Origin of the sequence: Streptomyces varsoviensis, assembly GCF_000718635.1 — a bacterium.
GTDB lineage: Bacteria > Actinomycetota > Actinomycetes > Streptomycetales > Streptomycetaceae > Streptomyces > Streptomyces varsoviensis.
The window spans coordinates 1-13426 of sequence record NZ_JOBF01000031.1; the positions used below are offsets into that span (position 1 = coordinate 1).

Annotated in this window: 13 protein-coding genes; 9 read left to right on the plus strand and 4 right to left on the minus strand. The window is 72.6% G+C overall.

Annotated elements, in window-relative coordinates; all coding sequences use genetic code 11:
* Positions 1 to 431 precede the first annotated feature (431 nt).
* The 5 genes from IF55_RS31595 to IF55_RS31615 all read left to right on the plus strand — a co-directional run bounded on the left by IF55_RS31595 (position 432) and on the right by IF55_RS31615 (position 4940).
* Entirely contained in the window at positions 432 to 971 is a 540-nt protein-coding gene (locus tag IF55_RS31595; protein WP_030889548.1) for a hypothetical protein, read from the plus strand.
* A 189-nt stretch (positions 972 to 1160) separates the two neighbouring features.
* Positions 1161 to 2540, plus strand: coding sequence for an NAD(P)/FAD-dependent oxidoreductase (locus IF55_RS31600; RefSeq protein ID WP_048832887.1), 1380 nt, complete (start codon positions 1161 to 1163; stop codon positions 2538 to 2540).
* A gap of 154 nt (positions 2541 to 2694) precedes the next feature.
* Positions 2695 to 3474: a GNAT family N-acetyltransferase gene (locus IF55_RS31605; RefSeq protein WP_030889543.1), complete on the plus strand. Its 780-nt coding sequence runs from the start codon at positions 2695 to 2697 to the stop codon at positions 3472 to 3474.
* A gap of 34 nt (positions 3475 to 3508) precedes the next feature.
* Entirely contained in the window at positions 3509 to 4303 is a 795-nt protein-coding gene (locus IF55_RS31610; protein ID WP_030889541.1) for a maleylpyruvate isomerase family mycothiol-dependent enzyme, read from the plus strand.
* 193 nt (positions 4304 to 4496) lie between these two features.
* Positions 4497 to 4940 (plus strand): SRPBCC family protein, encoded by a 444-nt coding sequence (locus tag IF55_RS31615; RefSeq protein WP_030889539.1) that lies wholly within the window; start codon positions 4497 to 4499, stop codon positions 4938 to 4940.
* Between the two features lie 10 nt (positions 4941 to 4950).
* On the opposite strand, the gene cynR is transcribed toward IF55_RS31615, so the two are convergent.
* The 3 genes from cynR to IF55_RS31630 form a co-directional block, all read right to left on the minus strand.
* Positions 4951 to 5859: a transcriptional regulator CynR gene (gene cynR, locus IF55_RS31620; RefSeq protein WP_030889536.1), complete on the minus strand. Its 909-nt coding sequence runs from the start codon at positions 5857 to 5859 to the stop codon at positions 4951 to 4953.
* 157 nt (positions 5860 to 6016) lie between these two features.
* Positions 6017 to 6757: a metallophosphoesterase family protein gene (locus IF55_RS31625; protein WP_030889533.1), complete on the minus strand. Its 741-nt coding sequence runs from the start codon at positions 6755 to 6757 to the stop codon at positions 6017 to 6019.
* A 100-nt stretch (positions 6758 to 6857) separates the two neighbouring features.
* On the minus strand, positions 6858 to 7457 hold the full coding sequence (locus IF55_RS31630; protein ID WP_030889530.1) for a hypothetical protein: 600 nt from the start codon (positions 7455 to 7457) through the stop codon (positions 6858 to 6860).
* 818 nt (positions 7458 to 8275) lie between these two features.
* On the opposite strand from IF55_RS31630, the gene IF55_RS31635 reads away from it, so the two are divergent.
* On the plus strand, positions 8276 to 9097 hold the full coding sequence (locus tag IF55_RS31635; protein ID WP_030889527.1) for a hypothetical protein: 822 nt from the start codon (positions 8276 to 8278) through the stop codon (positions 9095 to 9097).
* Between the two features lie 119 nt (positions 9098 to 9216).
* Here the strand turns inward: IF55_RS31635 and dhaK are convergent, their stop codons facing one another.
* A complete protein-coding gene (dhaK, locus tag IF55_RS31640) occupies positions 9217 to 10209 on the minus strand; it encodes a dihydroxyacetone kinase subunit DhaK (protein WP_030889524.1) in 993 nt (330 codons plus the stop codon).
* A 258-nt stretch (positions 10210 to 10467) separates the two neighbouring features.
* On the opposite strand from dhaK, the gene IF55_RS31645 reads away from it, so the two are divergent.
* The 3 genes from IF55_RS31645 (at position 10468) to IF55_RS31655 (ending at position 13424) form a co-directional block, all read left to right on the plus strand.
* Complete coding sequence (locus IF55_RS31645) at positions 10468 to 11289, plus strand: hypothetical protein (RefSeq protein ID WP_157854535.1); 822 nt, start codon at positions 10468 to 10470, stop codon at positions 11287 to 11289.
* A gap of 192 nt (positions 11290 to 11481) precedes the next feature.
* On the plus strand, positions 11482 to 12549 hold the full coding sequence (locus IF55_RS31650) for a hypothetical protein (RefSeq protein WP_030889518.1): 1068 nt from the start codon (positions 11482 to 11484) through the stop codon (positions 12547 to 12549).
* On the plus strand, positions 12546 to 13424 hold the full coding sequence (locus tag IF55_RS31655) for an amidohydrolase family protein (protein WP_030889515.1): 879 nt from the start codon (positions 12546 to 12548) through the stop codon (positions 13422 to 13424). Before IF55_RS31650 ends, IF55_RS31655 begins: the two co-directional genes overlap by 4 nt.
* The last annotated feature ends 2 nt before the right edge of the window (positions 13425 to 13426 follow it).

The window sequence follows — 13426 nt, forward strand, 5'->3', positions numbered from 1 at the left end:
CCATCCGACGGGCTCACCCATGACAGCCATACCCAGAACCCCTGGGCCCCTCGATCTTACGAATGACCGAAGCAGACCCACGCTTGAAAGGTAGGACTCGCATGAGTTGATCGATGGCCCGCGTGATCTGAAGTGGGCCCGTATGACCTGAAGAGGTCCGCATGACGTGAGGAGGTCCGTATGGCCGGAAGAGGTCCGCATGACGTGAAGAGGCCCGCATGACCTGAAGCGGGCCCTCCGGGTGGCTTGGGGCCCGGGCCGAAGGGCGTCCCAAGGACACCGGACAGCACATGTCCGCCAATTTGCGCACGTGTCACGGTGGCCCTCACGCCACCCACCTGCCCCAAGTCCCTTGGGGCTGCTGGGGCGTATGGCCGGTCCTGTGCGGTGGGGGTACGGAAAAGACCCGGATCTCTCTACGCTCCCCCGCCATGTGGAGAACTAGAACGCGACAGCTCGGCCTGTCCGCGATAATCGCCCTTGCCCTCGGTCTGTTCGGCCTCGGGCAGCCCGCCCTCGCCACCGCCGCCGACAACCCGCCGATCACCTTCTCGGTCGACAAGCCCACGGCGACGCCCGGCACCACGGTGTCCATCTCGATGACCTTCACCAACCCCGAGGCCACGTACGTACGGTTCGCGTACCAGTCGCTCCAGCCGACCTGGGAGACCGTCAGCTACGGCATGAAGTTCAACTTCCTCACCTGTAAGGGTGACGCGAGCGTCTGCGAGCCCGGCGGAGCGGTGAACTACACCGCGCCCATCGCGCCCGGAGCCAGCCGTACGGTCACGATGACCTACGAGGTCGCCGCCGACTCGCCCTGCGTCGGCAACGGCACCATCGGCTTCTACGCCTACCTGCACTACGAGTTCGACAACGGGAAGAACGCCAAGGACGGCAGCTACTTCTCCCCGACCACCGCGGTCCAGTGCGCCCCGAGCGGCGCCAAGGCGGCCCACTCCCACGCCTGACCGGGTAGCGCAACGCACGGCGGAACAGGGCGGCTCGGGCGTACCCCCGCGATGACGGCGACCATCGCGGGAACGGCCCGGGCTGCCGGAACGGGAACGTCCCGGGGCCGCCGTTCGCTAGCCTTTCGTCTCCTCAAGTGACATCCGCGAGGCGCTTCCCGAAGGGAAGCAGTCGAGGAGCGTACGGGTATGCAGCGAGCGATCGTCCTGGGCGGGAGCATCGCCGGGCTGATGGCGGCGCGGGTCCTCAGCGACCACGCCGACGAGGTCGTGATCATCGAGCGGGACGGACTCGGGCCGGCGGACGCCGGGCGCCCCGGAGTCCCGCAGATCAAGCAGTTGCACGTGGTACTGGAGGGCGGCCGCCTCCAGATGGAGCGCTGGTTCCCCGGCCTGACGGCCGAACTCATCGCCGACGGGGCCGTACCGAGCGAGGGCGCCGCCATCGAGCACTACATCAACGGCGTGCGCAAGGTGCCCGTGGCGGAGGAGACCACCATCGGGCTCACCCGGCCCTTCCTGGAGGGGCGGATAAGGGGCAAGGTGCTGGACCGGGGCAACGTCCGGCTGGTCACCGGGCTCGTACGGGGGCTGCTGTTCGAGCACGGCAGGGTGAGCGGCGCCCGGTTCGCGCCGCGGGGGCCCGAAGGCGCCGATGCCGGCGCCGACGCCAAGGAGACCGAGACCCTCACCGCCGACCTCGTGGTGGACGCCACGGGCCGCTCCAGCAGGGTGGAGCACTGGCTGACCGACGCCGGCTGGCAGCCGCCCCGGCTGGACCGCATGCGCATCGACCTCCGGTACACCACCGCACTGTTCGAGCGCGGCGACGAACTCCCCGCGGTGGCCGTCGTGCAGTCGCTGTCCACCCCCGCGGCCCCGGGCACGCCGCAGGCGGACAACGGCGTGGCCGCGGAGGTGGAGGGCGGCCGCTGGATGGTGGTGCTGTCGGCGTACGGCCAGCCGCCCGACCGGGACGCCGACACGTTCGTGAAACGGGTCCGCGAGACGCCCGGCGCGCCGTTCGCGGAGATCGGCCGCTGCCGCCTGGACAGCGACATCGAGACGTACCAGATGGCCGACAGCCGCCGCCGGACCTTCACGGGCCTGGACCGTTTCCCGGCCGGGCTCGTCGTGGTGGGCGACGCCTTCGCGTCCTTCAACCCGGTGTACGGCCAGGGCATGTCCTCCGCCGCCCTGCACGCCTCCTGCCTGTCCGCGTACCTGCGCTCGGACGCCCGGCTGTCCGAGCCGGCCTGGGGGTACTTCCGGCGCGCCGAGGTGATCGTCGACGCCGCCTGGGGCCTGTCGACCCTCGGCGACCTGGCCATGCCGCATGTGACCGGCCCCTATCCGCGCGGCTACCGCCTCACGAACTGGTACGTCGGGAAGCTCGGCCTCGCCTCCATGACCGACGCGGAGGTCAACCGCCGCTACCTCGCCGTAGCGCACATGCGCGAACACCCGCGCGTACTGACCGAGCCCAGCACGCTCTGGGCGGTCGCCCGCACCCTGCGCGCCCGCAGGCGCGCCCCGGCCCAGGCCCCGGCGCCCGCTCCGGCCCCGTAGCGTCAGCCGATTGCCCGTAACGTCCGTCGGGCCCGTAGCGTCCGTCGGGCCCGCAGCGTCAGCCGATCTCGTAGCGGCTCCGGCCCGGCTCCCTGCGTCGGAGCCGGGCCGATATTCGGTTGCCGCACCGGCGGAGCGGTGCTGAAGTGCGGGAATGGACGAGAAGACAGTACTGGCCACGTTCGACCGCGAGATGCGGCAGGACGTCCGGCCGGACGGGCCGGGCGCCCGCGTGGAGCGCGTCGGCGGTGTGGTGCGGCAGGTCGGCGCGGAGGGGCACGGATGGAGCGCCGTCCTCTGGTCGGACCTGACCGAGGAGACCGCCGACCGCGCCATCGCGGAGCAGGTGGAGTACTTCGCCTCCCTGGGGCGGGAGTTCGAGTGGAAGCACTACGCCCACGACCGCCCCGGCGATCTCGGTGAGCGGCTGAGCGCGGCCGGGCTCACCCCCGAGCCCCCGGAGTCCCTGATGGTCGCCGAGGTGGGGGAGCTGTCCACCGACGCGGCCCTGCCCGACGGCATCGAGCTGCGCGCCGTGACCGACGAGGCCGGCGTGGACCTCATGGCGGACGTCCACGAGCGGGTGTTCGGGACGGATGCCACGCGGCTGCGGCGCGCGGTCATGGACCGGCTCGCCGAGGACCCCGACACCATCGCCGCGCTCGTCGCCATGGACGGCGACGAGCCCGTCTGCTCGGCCCGGATCGAATTCAACCCGGGCACCCAGTTCGCCGGCCTCTGGGGCGGCGGCACCCTGCCGCGGTGGCGCGGCAAGGGCATCTACCGGGCCCTCATCGCGCGGCGCGCCCAGATCGCCGCGGCGCGCGGCTACCGCTACCTCCAGGTCGACGCCTCGGACGACAGCGCCCCGATCCTGCGCCGGCTCGGCTTCGCCCGGCTCAGCGTCACCACGCCCTACGTGTACCAGCCTTGACAGGGCGATCCGCACCGTCAGTAGCGTGACCCCCATGAGCCCCCTGAGCCTCCAGCGCTACGCCGCCGAAATCATCGCGCAGACCGACCTCCTGAGGGCCGCCGTCGACGGTGCGGACCCCACGGCCCCCGTGCCCACCTGCCCCGACTGGAACCTCGGCCGGCTGCTGCGGCACATCGGCGCCGCCCACCGCTGGGCCGACACGATCGTCTCCACCCGAGCGGCCGGACCCGTACCGCACGATCGGCTCGACGACCCCGCGGCCTATACGGACGTGGCCGCCGACGACCTGGGCGACTGGCTCACCGAGGGCGCCAGGGCCCTCGCCGACACGCTGTGCGAGGCCGGGCCCGACGCGGCGGTGTGGACCGTGGCCCCGGGCGGGACGCCCGTGTTCTGGGCCCGGCGCATGACGCACGAGACCCTGGTGCACCGGTCCGACGCGGCCCTGGCCGCCGGCGCCGGGTTCACCGTCGCCGAGGAGGTCGGGCTCGACGCCCTCGACGAGTGGATGGACTTCGGAACCCTGCCCCAGGTCCTCGAACTCGCACAGGGCGAGCGCGAGTTGCTGGGCCCCGGCCGTACGCTCCACCTCCACGCCACCGACGTGCGGGCCGAGGAGGCGGACCGGCTCATCGACCTCACCCGCGCCCCCATCACCTGGAGCCGTACGCCGGACCGGGCCGCCGTGACCGTACGCGGCCCCCTGACCGACCTGGTACTGGCCCTCTACCGGCGGCCCGCCCGCGGCAACGCCATCGAGATCATCGGCGACGCCTCGCTCTTCGACCTCTGGCTGGACCGGACCGGGGCCTGGCTCCAGGAGTGAGGGCCGGCCGCCGCCGCTGTCACCGGTGGAGGGGGTTGTCGCGGCGACCGACCCCCGCCCTGCCCCCGCCCCTGCCATCATGAGCGCTCGTACGCGGCACGCGGATCACGCCGCTTCCCACGAACCGCGCGGATCACGCGAGCAAGGACCGCCCGTACAGCGGTACACAGCGACATACAGCGAAGGCAGGCAGATGCCCGAAACATGCGCCAGCGCCGTCATCCCAGCCGACACCCCCTCCGTCTGGCGGGTGGTCAGAGACTTCGACGGCCTCCCCGACTGGCACCCGGCCATCGAACACAGCGCCCTGGGCGACGGCGACGCCCCCGACCGCGTCGGCAGCGTACGCACCCTGCGGCTCACCGACGGGAGCACCGTCGTGGAGACGCTCAACGCACTTGACGACCAGCGGCGTTCGATGACGTACGAGATCATCGAGAGCCCCTTCGTCATCCGCTCCTACCGCTCCACGATCCAGGTCATGCCGCTCACCACCACGGGCGAGTCCTTCGTTCTGTGGTCCGTCGCCTTCGACTGCGACGCCCGCGACGCCGAGGACCTGGTCGCGTTCTTCCGGGACGACGTCTTCGCCGCCGGCCTGCGCGGGCTGGCCGGGCACGTCGCCCGTACGCCATGACGCGGCGCTATCAGGGCGCGGTCGGGTAGCCCCGGGCGCGTACGAGGTCGTGGGTGAGCGCCGCGAACGCGCCGGCGGCGGCCGCGCGGTAGGCGCCCTCGCGGTGCAGGAGCACGACCGTGCGGGTGGGCAGGGGCGGTGCGAGGGGTACGGGCGTGAGGTGCGGGTGGCCGTCGGCGATGGCGTCCGGCAGGACCGTGGCCAGGCCGGTGCGCCGGACGATCTCGGTGAGGGCCTGGATCGAGTTGGCCTCCACCGCGATACGGGGGACGGCCCGGTGCCGGGCGAAGTAGGCGTCGATATGGCCACGGGTGGCGAAGTCCGCGCTGAGCAGGGCGAGTTGTTCGTCCTTGAGGGCGTGGACCGGCATGGGCTCCGGCGCCGTACGGGCGCGCTCGGCACCGGTGACGAGGCTGAGGGTCTCGGTGAACAGCGCGGTGGCGGCGACACCGGGCAGATGGTCGCCGGCGAAGGCGATGCCGAGGTCGAGGCCGTCGGCGAGCAGGGCCGCCTCGATACGGTCCTGCGTCATCTCCGTCACGGCCAGGGTGACGCCGGGGTGACGGGCGTGCAGTTCGGCGGTGAGCGGGCCGACCAGATAGGCGGTGAACGTGGGCGTCACGCCCAGCCGCAGATGGCCGCGGGAGAGGTCCCGTACGTCGTGCACGGCGCGTTCGCCGGCGGCGAGATCGCGCAGCGCGCGCCGGGCGTGGCCGGCGTAGACGCCCCCGGCGTCGGTGAGCCGCACCGTGCGGCCGGTACGGTCCAGCAACTGCACGCCCAGAGCCCGCTCCAACTGCTTGACCTGCTGGGAGAGCGTGGGCTGCGAGATGTGCAGCTCCTCGGCGGCACGGGTGAAATTGCCGTGCTCGGCCACGGCGAGGAGATAGCGCAGATGACGCAGTTCGAGGGAGGCCACGGAAACTACTATAGATAGGGCCAATGGGGTTTAGGTCAGGTGCCTTATCTACGCTATAGACGCGGGCGAGCATGAACGGTGCAGCGTACACGGGAGTCGCGGGCGGGGCGGGGGCGCGGCGATCGGAGCGGGGCCGATGGCGGGGTGAGGTACGAGGTCAGGTGCCGCGCCCGTCGAGGGGACCGAACACGGCGACGGCGTCCTCCGCCGAGTCACGGGCGTGGACATAGGTGTCGGCCCACTCGGCGGCGTCGGGAAAGGCGGATTCGGCGGCGATACGGGCCGTGGCCGCCGCGTAGTCGTACGGGGTGCGGCGCAGTTCGACCCCCGGGCCCAGCAGGGCCCAATGGGCGCCTGGCCGCCCGTACGGCATGCCGACGCTGCCGGGGTTGACGATCATCCGGCCGTGCGCGATCCGGGCGTACGGCATGTGCGTGTGGCCGCACACGACCGTGCCGATCTCCTGGCCGACACCGGCCATGACCTCCGCCCAGCGGGCGGCGCGGGAATCGACGAGGACGATCTCCTCGTCGTCGCGCGGTGTCGCGTGGCAGAACAGGACGCGGCCGAGCCCGTCGATGTCCAACTCCGCGACGGCGGGGAGGGACGCGAGCCGCCGGGTCTGCTCCGGGCGGAGCCGGCCGGCGGCCCAGGCGCTGACGGGGTCGGCGGGGGGCTCGGCCTGGACCAGTTCGCGGTCGGCGTTGCCGCTGATCCACAGGGCCCGTTCGCCCAGGGAGTCAAGCAGGTCCAGGGTCTCGACCGGGAGCGGGCCGGCGGCGATGTCGCCGGTGAGGACGATCCGGTCGGCGGCCTGGACGTCGGGTTCGGCGAGGACCGCTTCCAGCGCGGGGAGGACGCCGTGGATATCGGAGAGGACTGCGACGCGTCGGTTCACGCGGCCGAACGTAACCGGCGGCCGGCGGCCCGCGGCAGGGGCGTTCACTGCCGGCGGAAGAGATCGGCGCGGGCGAGGCCCGGTCGCGGACCGGTCACGGTCAGGGGTGGTACTTCTCGACGACCTTGGTGGCCACGCCGTCCTGCAGCGTGACCCGCACCGTCAGGGACCCCATCTTGGCGGCCTTCTCCAACTGGGCGTCGGTGCAGGTGGAGGTGCCGTATCCGGTGCCGTCCACGGTGACGTTGCCGTTGGACGCGCAGATCGCCGCGGCGCCGAGCACCTTGGTGTCCTTCGCGACGAAGAACGCCTGTTCCATGCCGTCCTCCGGGGTCACGGTCAGCTTTCCCGGCGCGAGGTACTTCAGGACGCCGACCCAGGTGCCCGCCACGCCCTCGCCGGTCGGCGTGGACCGCCCGTCCTGACCGCCCGGCTCGCGCCGGCCGCCGTTGACGCCCGTACCGGGCTGCGAGCCGCTGCCGTCGCCGGCCCCCTGCTTGCCACCGCCCGTACCGCCGGTGGACCCGGACGCATCGGACCCGCTGTCCCCGGACGCGGCGCTCGTGCCGGCGGACGGGTCGGCGGCGGCGTTGCCCTTCCCGTCGTCCTGGCAGGCGGTGAGCGAGAACGCGGCGACGGCGACCAGCGACACGGCCGCGACGCGACGAGCGCGGCGAATGGCATTGACGGCGAGCGACATGAGAGTTCCCCCGAGTTGTGTCCGGTCGTGCTGTGCTTTCGGCGGTCCTGGTCCACCCTGCGGCAGGCTGTTGGCGAACCACTAACGTCACACTAACGAAACGGGATCGGGGGTTCTGCGGGCGGGGCGGCGAGGGCGGTGCGGGGAAACGAATTCACATGGGATATGAACAAGTTCTTCATGATTCTCCCTCGACCGCGGGGCGGGCCGCGGGGGAGTGGTGCAGACCATTGCAGGTCAGCGCGGGGAGCGATGGCGATGAGCCGCCGAAACCGAAGAATGCTCCGACACGCTCCGACCGCTCCGCGCCGCCGGCCGCTATTGGCGGATTTCCCCGTGGAGAACCCGTGAAGAAGGCGCCCGTGTGATACCGATCCGTGACCCATAATCACGGGTCCGAGGCGTCGGTGCAGATGTCGGTGTAGATCGCAATGAGTGTCCGGATTCCGACTGTTCCGCGAGGAAGTCGGGCCCGCCGTGTTCCGGATGAAACCCGCCGCGCGGACGACTGTGAGCGCTGTCCGGTACGGAACGACGGTGCCAACGGCTGTGCATCTGGCCAGTTTGCGAGGAGCCGTCCGGCGCGCCGCGCGGCCCAGCGGCGACCCGCTGCCCCGACGCGGTCGACAGGACAACGCGAGGTCGGGGGCGAGCCAAGCGCCCCGCGCACCTGCCCCGGGCAAACGGAGCCCGCCCGAATCCCGCGCCCGCCGCCGGAGCCCGTGGCCGATTCGGGCCCCGCCCGCTATCGGCCCCGCTCACCCATCCGATAGACGTTCATGCTCGGCATGTCCGCCCCATCTCCGGGAGGCACGTCCATGACCGCAGGCAGGATCGGCGCAGATTTCGGCAAGACCCGGTTCGACGACATCTACGACGCACCGGACCCTCGCGCGTACTTCCGCCGCCTCGCTCCACTGGACTACGAGATCCCCCACCACGCCCAGGAGGTCTTCCGCCGCACCCGCGCCGAGCGGGCCGCGGCCGCCGGCGGCCCGGTGACCGTGCTCGACCTGTGCTGCTCGTACGGCATCAACGCCGCGCTCCTCAACCACGACCTCACCCTCGCCGACCTGTACGCGCGCTACACCGGCCCCGAGGCCGAGGCGCTGACGACGGCGGAGCTGATCGAGCGCGACAAGGCGTTCTACGCCGCGCGGCGGCGCGCCGACGCCACGCCCGCCGTCGGCCTCGACACCGCCGAGAACGCCGTCCGGTACGCGCTGGCGGTGGGCCTGCTCGACCAGGCGTTCGCGGAGAACCTCGAACACGTACCGCCGAGCAGCGCGCTGAGCGGCGCCGTGGCCCGTACCGGGCTGATCACGGTCACCGGCGGCATCGGCTACATCACCCACCGCACCGTCGACGCCCTGCTGGACTGCGCGCGCACCCCGCTGTGGGCGACCGCCTTCGTCCTGCGCACGGTCTCGTACGAGCAGGTCATCGCGAGCCTCGCCGCCCACGGCCTGCGGACCGAAGCCGACCGCTCGGGCACGTACCCGCAACGCCTGTTCAGCGACGCGGCGGAACAGCGCTCCGCCGTCGAACAGGTGCGGCTGCTGGGGGAGGACCCGGCGGGCCTGGAGGCGGAGGGCCGCTACCACACGCGGCTCTACCAGTCCCGCCCGTACCGGGACTGAGACGGCGGGGCAGGGCGGGCGCGGCCGGGCCGCCCGCCGACTGCCGTCTTCCGCGGCGGGCGGCCCGACTCGCCGCGCGGCGGCTCCGCGGCGGGCGGCCCGACTCGCCGTGCGGCGGCTCAACGGCCCCAGCGCAGGCCGGCCGTCTGCACCGGCGCGTCCCACAGGCGCAGCAGCTCCTCGTCGACCTGGCAGATCGTCACCGAGGCGCCGGCCATGTCGAGGGCGGTCACGTAATTGCCGACAAGGGTGCGGGCCGCGACGACACCGCGCTCGCCGAGCACCCGCTGCACCTCGGCGTTGAAGCCGTAGAGCTCCAGCAGCGGCGTCGCGCCCATGCCGTTGACGAGCACCAGGACCGGGCCGGTGGGCTGGAGGTCGGAGAGGACGGCGTCGACCGCGAAGTCGGCGATCTCGTGCGAGGTCATCATGGCGCGCCGCTCCCGGCCCGGCTCTCCGTGAATGCCGATGCCGAGCTCCAGCTCGCCGGCGGGCAGGTCGAAGGTGGGGCTGCCCTTGGCCGGCGTCGAGCAGGGGCTGAGGGCGACGCCGAAGCTGCGCGAGGACTCGTTGACGCGGCGGGCGATCGCCTCCACGCGCTCCAGCGGAGCGCCCTCGTCGGCGGCGGCACCGGCGATCTTCTCCACGAACAGCGTGGCGCCGGTGCCGCGCCGCCCGGCCGTGAAAAGGCTGTCGGTCACCGCGACGTCATCGTTGACCAGCACGCTGGCCACCTGGATGCCCTCGTCCTCGGCCAGCTCGGCGGCCATGTTGAAGTTGAGCACGTCGCCCGTGTAGTTCTTCACGATGAACAGCACGCCCGCGCCGCTGTCCACGGCGGCCGCGGCCTTCACCATCTGGTCCGGCACCGGCGAGGTGAAGACCTCCCCGGGACACGCCGCGTCCAGCATCCCGGGCCCGACGAACCCCCCGTGCAGCGGCTCGTGCCCGGACCCTCCGCCCGAGACCAGCGCCACCTTCCCCGCCACCGGCGCGTCCCGCCGCACCACGACCCGCTGCTCCACATCCACTGTGAGCTCCGGATGCGCGGCGGCCATCCCCCGCAGCGCGTCCGCCACCACGGTCTCGGGAACGTTCATGAGCATCTTCATGTGGATCTCCTCGGGCGTTGCGAGACACTGCCGCTCATCCGCAACCACGCAGGTCAGGGGTAGTACACGGGCAATTCTATGGCGACGCTCCCGAACCCCGCTCGCCGCGGTGCGTACGACGGTGCCGAGGGCTTCCGTCGTGGCGGGCGCTGGTCCAGACCCCTGACCCGAACACCAGTCCCCTTCCTTGGGCTACCCTCACACCCACGGTGACCGGCCATGTCCGCCGGCCGGCTCCGGCGCGGTGAACTTTTCCTCATGGAGAAGGCGCTGGCCGCCATCGAATACGGGGGCGCTGGGGTGCGACCTGACAGCCAGGACGGTTCGACGCTCATGGGGCGGGTCGACCGCTGCATGACCACCGGCTGCGTGACCGTGTTGACCGTGCTGGCAGTCGTCCTCGCGATCGGTCTGTCCTGCCTGTGGTACACCGACTGGCACGCCGGGAAGGTCAACAGAGAACGCCGGGACAGCGCCGAGTCGTCGATCATCCGGCAAACCCGCGAGGCGGCCGACGCCACGGTCCGCTCGCTCGACGCGAGCCACGCGGAGGATGTCGACAAGCTGACCATGGTGATCGGGAAGCACACGGCCGCCCCCTTGGTCGCCTACGACGCATCTCGCCGTGAGTTCACCGCCCGGCTGCCCCAGCGGCTGGTGTACGAGACGGCCGGGGTGCTGGGGGGCGGGAGCGACATGGTGAACCGGTGCTTCGACATCACCTACAGCCGCCCGTACGGCCAGGCCTGGACGTCCAAGGTGACCGAGCGGTCCGACGGCGTGTGCGGACCCGCCTCGGAGATCGGCTATCTGGCCCGGCGGGCGAAGACGCGGATCGAGGGGGTCGACGCGCGAAGCCTGAACCGCACCGGAGTGCGGAAGGCTCTCGACCCCACCGGCACGCTTCGTACCTTCGCCGTCAAGGATGTGACGCGCGGCGACGGCGCCGTGGTGGTCTCCCTCCTGATCTCCAGCCGTGATGCGGCGGCCGGCCAGTGCTACCGCATCACCCGGCCTGCCCCCGACGCCGACGGCGATCACCGGGCGTCGGCCACCGCGAGTCCCGCGGCTGCCTGCTGAGCCGGGCGCGTGGCGTGGGCGCCGCGTCAGGGACCTTTTGCGCCTTTTGTGAGGTGATGTCAAGGTGAATGAGGGTGTTGTGGACGGTGTGCCGCGTGTCACCTCCCGTGAACACCCTGGTTCCGCGGCCGGCCGGCGAGCCGGTCCCATGGTGCGGCCGTGGGGGGCTGTGCGGGGGTGCGGAGGTTCGGTATGGATGCGGTTCTGCTGCTGGCTTTCCCCGATGATCTGCCGAAGACGCCGGCGGAGCTGGCGCGGGCCGAGCGGTCGCTGCTGGAGGCCGCGCCCGAACTCGCCTCCTCGGCGGCGCGGCCCCGGCTGCGGCCGGAGCTGGGGGAGGTCGCTCGGCCGGAGAGCACGGCAGCGGCAGCGTCCGGCGGGCCGCCGGAGGAATTCACGGAACATGACGCCTTCTTCGGCGTCACCCGAGGCCACGGCGGGCCCGACCTGTTTCTGCGGACGCTGGTGCTCGCCGAGGACGACGCCTGGCAGGACGTACGCAGACACGGAACGAGCCTCTCCGACGAGGAGCGGGACCGGATGCTCACCGCGGACAGCCTCTTCCTCGGCGGCCCGGCGGAGGCGGGGACGGCCCCGGCCGGTACGGACGCGATGAACCAGCGGGCGTGCATGGGCCGTTGGCGCACCGGGCACCGCCTGTTCTTCACCTTGTTGCAGTCGATCGCGGTGAGTATCCGTTGCGCGACGTCCGCCGCCGGCACCGCCCAGCGGGAACATCTGGCACGCGCCGGCCGGCTCGGCCGCGCCACCGCCGCCGCGATGCGCTTCGCCGCCGACTTCGACCCGGGGCTGTACGCCCGGTCGGTACGGCCGGAGATGACCCCGCCCCAGGTCAGAGCCGGATTCAGCGGCGCGCAGACCCGCGACCACGACCATCTCGTACGCCTGCTGCACACCCTGCCCGCGCACCTGGACCCCGCCACCCGCCGCAGCACCGCCTACACCGACCTGCTGGACGCCCTGGACCAGGTCTACGACGCGCACGTGCACGTCTGCTCCCGTTTCGGCGGCGACACGGCGCCCAGCCTGCGGATGGACGTGGCGGAACCCGGCAGCACGGAGACCGGCGCCCAACGCGCGCACCATTTCGCGCATCTGCGTACGGACCCCCTGCGCGGAGGCGTTGGAGAGGCTGGACAGGCCGGAGACGTAGGAGGCGCAGGAGGCGCAGGAAACGAAGGAGGGGCCGGAGACGCGGGAGACGGAGGAGGGGCCGGAGATGCAGGAGACGCCGAGTGACGCGCCCGCTCATCGACGTGCACGCCCACCTGTGGCCGGAGGAGTACCTGGCGCTGCTGGCGGAACACGGACGCCCGGCGGCCGAGGCGCGCGCCCTGCATGCCACCGACCGGCCCGACCACCTGGCCGCCCGGATCGCCGAGCTGGACGCCGCCGGCATCGACCGCCAACTCGTCAGCGCCGCCGCGCAGATGCCCGACCTGCCACGGCCCGCCGCCGCGGCCCACGCCGCGCGGCTGGCCAACGACCGGTGCGCGCGGGCCGTCGCACGCCACCCCGACCGGCTGGGCTTCCTGGCCGTACTGCCCCTGCCGCACCTGGACGAGGCGGTCGCCGAAGCGGAGTACGCGCTGGACGTCCTCGGCGCGCACGGCGCGGTACTGACCTGGCAGCCGGGCGGCCACCAGCTCACCGACGATCGCTTCGACCCGCTCTTCGGCCGCCTCGCCGACCGCGCGGCCACCGTCCTGCTCCACCCCGGCGGCACCCTGCCCGGACCGCCCGGCACACCGGCCGGTCTGCGCTGGACGGCGGGCTCGCTGACCGAGCAGACCTTCGGCCTGCTGCGCTGGCTGGACGCCGGCCACCCGCGCCGCTTCCCCCGCCTCACCGCGATCGTCGCCAGGGCGGGCGGGGCGGCCTCCCTGCTGCCGCCCGGAATGCTGCCCCGGCCGCTGCCGCCGTCGGTCAGGGTCGACAGCCACACGCAGGGCAACGACGCGGCCCTGCGCTGCGCCGCCGACGCCTACGGCGCCGACCGCGTCGACCTGGGTACGGACTACCCCTTCGCCCGCGGCCCGGCCCTGGCGGCCGCGGTGGCCGCCTACCGGCGGCTGGCCGACGCCCGGCCCGCGGCGGCCGTTCCGACACTGTGAAG

Coding starts and splice junctions, on each gene's coding strand:
- IF55_RS31595 (WP_030889548.1), top strand. CDS start 432: ATGTGGAGAACTAGAACGCGACAGCTCGGCCTGTCCGCGATAATCGCC.
- IF55_RS31600 (WP_048832887.1), top strand. CDS start 1,161: ATGCAGCGAGCGATCGTCCTGGGCGGGAGCATCGCCGGGCTGATGGCG.
- IF55_RS31605 (WP_030889543.1), top strand. CDS start 2,695: ATGGACGAGAAGACAGTACTGGCCACGTTCGACCGCGAGATGCGGCAG.
- IF55_RS31610 (WP_030889541.1), top strand. CDS start 3,509: ATGAGCCCCCTGAGCCTCCAGCGCTACGCCGCCGAAATCATCGCGCAG.
- IF55_RS31615 (WP_030889539.1), top strand. CDS start 4,497: ATGCCCGAAACATGCGCCAGCGCCGTCATCCCAGCCGACACCCCCTCC.
- IF55_RS31630 (WP_030889530.1), bottom strand. CDS start 7,457: ATGTCGCTCGCCGTCAATGCCATTCGCCGCGCTCGTCGCGTCGCGGCC.
- IF55_RS31635 (WP_030889527.1), top strand. CDS start 8,276: ATGACCGCAGGCAGGATCGGCGCAGATTTCGGCAAGACCCGGTTCGAC.
- dhaK (WP_030889524.1), bottom strand. CDS start 10,209: ATGAAGATGCTCATGAACGTTCCCGAGACCGTGGTGGCGGACGCGCTG.
- IF55_RS31645 (WP_157854535.1), top strand. CDS start 10,468: ATGGAGAAGGCGCTGGCCGCCATCGAATACGGGGGCGCTGGGGTGCGA.
- IF55_RS31650 (WP_030889518.1), top strand. CDS start 11,482: ATGGATGCGGTTCTGCTGCTGGCTTTCCCCGATGATCTGCCGAAGACG.